The organism is Bacillus sp. AF62, assembly GCF_050312695.1.
Lineage (GTDB): Bacteria > Bacillota > Bacilli > Bacillales > Bacillaceae_G > Bacillus_A > Bacillus_A cereus.
Genome location: NZ_JBNPJZ010000050.1, coordinates 46,274 through 54,017, shown reverse-complemented (window position 1 = coordinate 54,017; position 7,744 = coordinate 46,274). Strand labels below are relative to the sequence as shown.

Sequence of the window (7,744 nt, the reverse complement as noted above, 5' to 3'; positions counted from 1 at the left end):
CTTGAAAATAGCAGACAGAGTTGCTTATTGGCAGGTGTAGCGATTTTATTAAAAAGATTTTAAACAGGTTCTTAGAATCCATACATAATAATTTGTGTAATCAAATTGATTATTTGTGTTCTCAATGGATCGGTGCTTCAAATCAACATTTCGTTCAAATGTTCAATGATGCCAAACCAAATGCTTTTTCATCTATCAATTCTATTGTACAAGTAGAAGAAGATTTGAAACGCATTGCCGAAAAATTCCGCAACACAGATAATCACGATGTTACAATAGAAGACGATGCAATGTGTGGTAAACCCTCTTCTGAAGAAAAAGAATTTGATGGCGGTAAACTAGCTCGAGATATTACTGGTGAATTAACTGGTGAGTATGATATTAGAAGAGCGTGGGATGGAGTTGACCCTTCTACTGGAGAAAAACTGTCAACCTGGGATAGAATTTTTGCAGGTGGAATGGCCGTAGCTGGTCTTACACCAATCGGGAAACTTGCTAAAGTGGGTAAAGGGGTAAAAATGACCACTGAGGCCGTTGAGGCTACTAAAGCTGTAACCAGCGCAAAACCAAATTATGTATTATTTAATAAAACACATCGTGATTCAATGCCTAAGCCTAAGGGTCGAGGACCAAACGGCGATAATTTACAATCACATCATGGCTTACAGCAACAATGGGCAAAAGAAAATTTAGGTAAGTATGGATATGACCCGAAGCTCGCACCAACAGTGACTATTGAGACAGGAAAAGGATTACCTCACACCATTATTTCTAATGCACAGAATCTAAGACGTGATGAGCGTTTAAGTTCAGGCAATGGAAAATGGAGCTCTACTTTACAAGATGAATTAAAAAATCTTGTATCTGATTTTGAACGCGCAGGATTCTCTAAAGAAAACATTTCAGAAACTTTAGAACAGCAATATAAAATGCTTGATAAATTAAAAGTAAATTATGAAAGGATTGATTATTAATGAATATTCTAGAAAATTTATATGAGGCCTTCACATTAGAAGCTCAGGAATCACCAGCGAGGAAAGAAGCCATTCAAGAATTACAAAAGTTCTCATCAATAGATGTACCATTAGATTATTTAGAAGTAATCCAACATTGTACAAATGCAGAGATTAATGTACAAAATGAACTTTACATACGTATTTGGAGCCCTGCTGATTGCATAGAGATGAATGAAGCGCATGATATTCAAAAATATATACCAAATTCACTGGCAATTGGTGATGATGAAGGCGGAAAAGCATTATTATATGTAGATGGAAAAGAAGGATTCGGATTATATACAGTGGATTTTGGAGATTTAGATATTGAAGAAACAATTAAAATAGCTCCTTCATTAAAAGCTTTGTTAATAGATGGTGTCGGAGTAGAGGAATTGTTGTCTTAGTTAAAGTAATAACAGCCAACTCATTTATATCGAGTCGGCTGTTATTCTCAATTCACATGTACATATTTAAGCCCTAAGCAAATAGAGCGTTTAACAAAGCAAGATTCCGCAACTACAGATCACTGGAAAAATCTCGCTTTAAATTGGACTAAAAGGGATACTGAATACCTTATTAGAAGGGAATTTCCTAGTAACTACTTTAACATTAAGAAATGAGAGGATATTCGCTATGAAGCTATACTTTAAAGACATACATTTAGGTGACATTTCAAATGCAAATGGTGATGTTTTTTGGATGTATGGGAATATTAATTTCACTAATAATATTTCTGATTTCAAAGAGTTTCTTAACAAAATGGTTGATGAAAATAATCCGCCTTTAGATGATGTAAATCCAATCCTACTGGATGAAAACAATTGGTATGTAACTAAAAATAATCAATTAGAGGGAATTGGAATACCTGCCGTCTACTTTGATTCACATGAAATAGAATGGCGTTGGAGATAAATAAAAAAGTTTCTCAGTTAAAAGAACCTTTTTTCACCTTACCTCACATACACATAAGCTTCATTAGCTGTTACATAGTATGTTTTGCCTTTGCTATTGTGTACTTTATATTGTGACGAACCATTTACACTTACTTTCACATCAATCGTAAATCCTAATCCTGCAACTACAGAGCCAGCAACATCTTTATCCTGCCAAGATGGAGCATCATAGAAACGTAGATTGTTAACTTTTGAAACAACACGCTTTCCTACAATAGATGAATCTACTGTACTTTTCTTATTAAACTTCACACAAGATGAATCGTTCTTAATCCACTGATCCCCACCAAGATTTAACCACCCGTCTTTTTCAGCCCACACAATATAAGATTCTGGTTTGTTTAACTGACGAATCTTAGAATAGCTTGTACCTGGTCCTTTACGTAAGTTAACGTTATAGCCTTCAATATATGCAATACCATCCGTTACTGCTGTTGGCACTTCTGCTGGTTAAGATGGTTTTTCAGGTACAGAAACATCAACACTGGAATTATTGTATGTTCGTTGTACATCTGCTCTAAATTGAGCTTCTGAAACGCCATAAGACTTAAGTAATCAATTATCTTCATAATCTGTACCGCCAAGGTAATGAGTTACATCGCTATGTGTCCATAATCCTTTTTCTACAGATAACCCACGGTCACGTAAGATTTTAGCTAGTAACTTAACTTATTTGTCATAGCTGCGTTTGAATTTTGTATAGTCCGCTGTTTCGCATAACTCTACATGTACAAATCGTTTAAATCACTTGTAAAAACTGAAGAAGGACTATTTAAAGCTGCTACTAAAACTAAAACTTCTAATAGAAGCATTAGTATCTCTTCCTTTGTTATAACTGAGTTACAAACATACTACTTTTATAAAAAGAAAGAGTTTTTCGCTGGGGTATCTCCTTGAATGAGGAGTCCTATATTTTCGCTGGAGGGATGGCTGTAGCTGGTCTTACACCAATTGGAAAAGGGGTAAAAATGACTGCAAATGCAGTTGAAGCTGCTAATACTGTTAAAAAAGCTGAAAAGCTAAGAAATGCTACACAATACTCCACTCGTATTGAAGATAAAGTAATAGCGGTTGAAAAACAAAACCTACCTGGAACTCTTGGTGCAACATTTAAAGATGGTAATTATAGAACAGTAAAAACAACAGAAGATATCAATTTTTACCGAGCATATGGTGGACAAGCTAAACCAAACGGAACATTTGTTACTACAGTTCCTGCGCCGAACAAAATTCAAGCAAAAATAGATTTAGCGTTATTACCTGAATGGAAAAACACTCGACAATATGAAGCGGTAATACAAGCCCCGGAAGGTACAATATTACAAATAGGACGAGCTGAAAAACAAACAACTAGGTCTGGAACAATATTTAAAGGTGATGAAGACCAAGTATTATTACCATTCGGATATCCATCAGAATGGATCAAAGAAGTTAGAGAAATTCCAGGTAAATAGGAGGAAAATATATATATGTCTAAAAATGCAAATGTACTATTAAGTCAAATCAAGATAGTAATTGAAATTACAAAAAATAAACAAAAAGAAAAAGAAGATCCATTCTATGAAGATTTACTAAAACGATTAAATCGTTTAGCTAATTATCTGCAAAGTAACGATTATACTAATGACGGATTAGAATCTCGTCGAATTAAAGGCGCAGTGAGAGCCTATACTGATACCGGTCTCGTAAAAAGCTTTGACGACCCTCTACTTATTGAATTAGATAAATTAGAGACTATGCTAAATGAAAATTAACAATTCCTTTCAAAGTATATTAATTGTAAATAAATAAAAATAGACCACCTATTACAGGTGGTCTATTAGAATCTTGGGAAAAGAATGAGCAGTTTTAAGGGTGTTTATTTTTAAAACATCAAAAATGCCAACTCCCTTATATCACAAAGGATTTGGCATTTTTAAGTATCTAGAACACTCGCTAAGTTTAAGGAGAACTTAACAGACATGCGTCCGGCATAATGCCATGTCCACACCCAAGGATCGGTTACATAAAATAACGTATCTAACATGGGAAGTCTATTGGTCTTTTCCCCTTATAGTAACACTCTCTTCTACTAAGACCTTTTCTTCCTAGGGCCTACAATTAATTTAATCGCTGTTCTTTCTTCATTATTGATAGAGATCTCTTGAAACGCTGGAACAAAAGCTAAGTCAATACCACTTGGAGCGACGAACCCTCTTGCAATCGCAATTGCTTTAATCGCTTGATTTATAGCTCCAGCCCCAATCGCTTGAATTTCCACATTACCACTTGTTCTTAGTACACCCGCTATTGCACCCGCGACTGAATTTGGGCTTGATTTTGAAGATACCTTTAATATATTTTCCATGTAAGTTGCTCCCTCTATTATTTAATCTCTCTTTCGTTACAATTTTAAATATTTTAGCGTATCTTTAATTACTATTCACACCAAAAACAAACGATGCTTCATATGTACATTTATTCTATATTTTCTGACTTCTTCCTGCCCAGCTACACAAATAAAATAAAAAAATAAACTAAATAATCTAATATACATACGATTAAATATCCTAACTTCACCAAACGATAACATCCATACAGCAAAAGATAATATTGCTGTTTGTCAGACGAAATTAATATAGTAAAGTGAAACTTTAATGAGTGGGGGTTTTGTTCATCCCCCAACTAACTTCTTTGCTTTCACTGAATTTTGAGGTGGGGTCTTACTGCTCGGAAAATAGCGGTATAAACGTTTCCTCGTTACTTTAATCCATTTAGAAATCCCATTCATTTTTCTATCAAATTATGAACCTTATCATCTTCAAAAAGTGTTACAGGTAATACCCCAATACTATATTTCATCATTTGAGCACTTTATATTCCAAATCTATCTCCTTTTATAGTACAAGCATACACGCCAATTGTGATTCATTTTCATAAACTATTATGTGTTTTACATTTATTAAGAATAGGAGGTAATATATTGGGTTCATACTATCATTCTTCAAACTCGTATAAAAAATGCTCATGCAAATCTTCTTCCAGTTCAAATAAAAAATGTTCATGTGACCATTCACATAAACGAAGCTGTCCTGCATACGGAACTTTTTGGCAAACTGAATTTATAACTGTTCCTTTTGGCAACCCTTTTCCATTTAATCACGTTGGACCTTTAGCAGGAGGCGTTTCCTTACTAAACCCTACTACTATACAATTTAGACAAGCTGGTGATTATAGAGTCTCGTTCATTTCCAGTATTAATACTACTTTAAATCCTGTATTTCCACATATCCCAGTCATAACTATATTTTTAAATAACAATCCACTTGCTAATAGTCAAGGTGACTTCGCTATTCAAATGAATACTTCATCAAATAACGAATGTCTTCAACTCGTTGGCGAAACGATTGTTACAGTGCCAGCTAATTCAACTCTTCAACTTAGAAATAATAGTGGCTTTAATCGTCAAAGTATTGTAACTTGTGACAATGGTATAAATTCAGTTGAATTAACAGTTACAAAACTAAGTTAATATTATTTCTTCACATTCAGATACTATTTCAGCATCTTTTTTTATTGAATAACAGTTTTCTTCGACTTTTATTATCTCTCATCACGCAAAAAAAGTGCAGAATTCTTTCTAACTCAAGATTTCTGCACTTTTATATTATGCTTATTTATTCTTCCTTATTTCTCTACATAAACCGACTTAACAATCGTACGATTATATGGTTTTCCTTCTTTATTCATCCCTTTTATATCCATCGTAACGTTATATACTCCCGGTTGTTTTATATCTTTCAAAGCACCTGTAAATGTATTCGTATTAACATTTTGTAATTCATTAAATTCAGAGACTAACTTACCTTCTTTATTAACGACTCTTACTGTTATGGAAAGATCCCCTTTCATTTCAGGTGCCACTGGTGATTTTTTCAGTTTATACTCAGGTTTATTTACTTTAACCTTTGTAGGCATTTGAAGAACAAATGGCGCGTCATTCTTGTAATCGCTTACAACTAAATATGCATCTTTCGACTGCTTCGCCATCATTTTGATTTTCCATTCGCCTACTTCCAATTTATCAAACTTGAATGTTCTAATTGTCGCCCCATTAAAGAAAGATTCGCCTTCACCAGTAGTTATAGCGCTATCTTTGTTTGCATAGATTTTTCCTTTTGGAGATACCATTTGTACTTCTACATCAGAAGAAGCAGTTAGTACAGAAACTATTCCTTCAGCCTTTTTATCAACAGAAATACTTTGCTCTATCCACTGATTTTGTGGTAATTCGCCTCCTAAAATATTTTGATTTGAAGTTGTATTTAATTGTTCTAGATTTTCATTTGAACTAGTGCTGGATGCTACTAAAGCTGGTAACCCCACATTTGTCGTACGTAAATATGGTTCAATTCGTGCAAAAACAGCTGATCCTTTTCTTATATTGTCATGATCAAATCTTGAATCTGTAAATAAATGTGTACCGTACGATAGCTTCGCACTCCATTCATTTACTAGTCCATCATTTGAACCGTACGACGATAAATATAACCCGCCCATAGATAATGCAGAAAATGTTGGCCCCCAGCTAGTCCCAGTAGCCGTATAGTAACGGTTTAATTTAGCTGCTGGGTTGTTATCTATTGTTGAACGAAACTTTGCCATTTCACCTATTTGTAACGAATACGTACCATCATCTTTTTGACCTAATATAGAAGCAAGCCACCCTGCCCACCAACTATATGATAAATCTGCTAAATTTGAGCCGTGATGCGGTGTAGCAAGTGTAATAACATTTCCAACAAATCGATTCGCACCATATTCAACTAATGCAGCTTGTGTATCAATACCACCTTTACTATGTGCTACAATATTAACTTTTTTACCGAAATGATTATATATTTCTTCAAGTTTTTGTGCTAACAATTTTCCGTTATCCCACTGACTAGCCGAACCTTTCCCAGCAGCATCATACAATTGTATAAACACTGTTTGATAGCCTGCTTTTAAAGCATAATCATACATATCATTTATATCATGATATACTGTCTTTCCATACCAACTATCAGCATTACCATTTCTTCCTTGTACAAAGAGAATTGGCGGTTTATTCTCATCATAATTAGTAGGTTTTTGGCCTAAAAACCATTCTCCAGGTGTGAATACTTCTGTATCAGGAAACCCCTTTCCAAGCTCTTTTACAACTTCTGCCTGTACATTTGTGCTAATCGTTGGAGCCATGATAAAAAATACAATTAGTAAGGCCACACATCTTCTCATCAGTCGCATATTACTCCCCCTATTTTTTTGAAAGAAGGTGTTCTTTATAATATTTTATATTTTCCCTTCCTTAATAATAGCTAATCTTTTATTTTAAAAAGATGTTAGCCCTATTTTTAGAAGGTTACTAGTTGTATACCCTCTTCCTTAACTCTCGTTATTCTCTTTGTTTCTACCTCTTCCTTTTGATAGAATACGACAAAAAAGTTTCTCAATAATTGTTAACTTCGCTACACCCAGATATTTTTTTAATCATTATTGTTTATATAAAGCATACAAATCTTGAAAAAATTTTAGTAAAAAAACATTTTATTACTAGTTAGTTATTTAAAAATATAATAAAGATATGTACTTTCTTTTCATTAAATACAAACTAATTTTAAAGGAGCTTATATTATAAGACTTTCCTACGATTAAAATTTAAACTGAAATTTCCGAATAGACAGTTATATTTCCAGAAACATATATTATGATAATTTTCGTGCACTTGAATTAACTTTTTAGAAGTACTAACCTATCGGTGAGCAGAAGAAA

General features: G+C 33.8%; 7 protein-coding genes and 2 pseudogenes. 6 read left to right on the top strand and 3 right to left on the bottom strand.

Annotated elements, in window-relative coordinates:
• Positions 1–20 precede the first annotated feature (20 nt).
• The 3 genes from ACQRBL_RS10390 (at position 21) to ACQRBL_RS10380 (ending at position 1,910) form a co-directional block, all read left to right on the top strand.
• Complete coding sequence (locus ACQRBL_RS10390; protein WP_411996361.1) at positions 21–974, top strand: WXG100 family type VII secretion target; 954 nt, start codon at positions 21–23, stop codon at positions 972–974.
• Positions 974–1,402: an SMI1/KNR4 family protein gene (locus ACQRBL_RS10385; RefSeq protein WP_023521794.1), complete on the top strand. Its 429-nt coding sequence runs from the start codon at positions 974–976 to the stop codon at positions 1,400–1,402. Before ACQRBL_RS10390 ends, ACQRBL_RS10385 begins: the two co-directional genes overlap by 1 nt.
• Positions 1,403–1,631: 229 nt before the next feature.
• A complete protein-coding gene (locus ACQRBL_RS10380) occupies positions 1,632–1,910 on the top strand; it encodes a hypothetical protein (protein ID WP_097920546.1) in 279 nt (92 codons plus the stop codon).
• A 38-nt stretch (positions 1,911–1,948) separates the two neighbouring features.
• Here ACQRBL_RS10380 and ACQRBL_RS10375 read toward each other — a convergent pair.
• Positions 1,949–2,692 (bottom strand): annotated as a pseudogene (locus ACQRBL_RS10375) (N-acetylmuramoyl-L-alanine amidase); the annotation flags it as partial.
• On the opposite strand from ACQRBL_RS10375, the pseudogene ACQRBL_RS10370 reads away from it, so the two are divergent.
• Together ACQRBL_RS10370 and ACQRBL_RS10365 are read left to right on the top strand one after the other, a co-directional pair.
• Positions 2,693–3,405, top strand: a pseudogene (locus ACQRBL_RS10370) (hypothetical protein); the annotation flags it as partial.
• 15 nt (positions 3,406–3,420) lie between these two features.
• Entirely contained in the window at positions 3,421–3,705 is a 285-nt protein-coding gene (locus ACQRBL_RS10365) for a hypothetical protein (RefSeq protein ID WP_023521790.1), read from the top strand.
• Positions 3,706–4,022: 317 nt separating this feature from the next.
• On the opposite strand, the gene ACQRBL_RS10360 is transcribed toward ACQRBL_RS10365, so the two are convergent.
• Complete coding sequence (locus ACQRBL_RS10360) at positions 4,023–4,298, bottom strand: stage V sporulation protein S (protein ID WP_000427801.1); 276 nt, start codon at positions 4,296–4,298, stop codon at positions 4,023–4,025.
• Between the two features lie 615 nt (positions 4,299–4,913).
• On the opposite strand from ACQRBL_RS10360, the gene ACQRBL_RS10355 reads away from it, so the two are divergent.
• On the top strand, positions 4,914–5,462 hold the full coding sequence (locus tag ACQRBL_RS10355) for a hypothetical protein (RefSeq protein ID WP_000536156.1): 549 nt from the start codon (positions 4,914–4,916) through the stop codon (positions 5,460–5,462).
• A 155-nt stretch (positions 5,463–5,617) separates the two neighbouring features.
• Here ACQRBL_RS10355 and ACQRBL_RS10350 read toward each other — a convergent pair whose 3' ends face one another.
• Positions 5,618–7,219 carry an esterase/lipase family protein gene (locus tag ACQRBL_RS10350; RefSeq protein WP_023521789.1) on the bottom strand — a complete coding sequence of 534 codons (1,602 nt, stop codon included), beginning with the start codon at positions 7,217–7,219 and terminating at the stop codon, positions 5,618–5,620.
• Positions 7,220–7,744 lie beyond the last annotated feature (525 nt).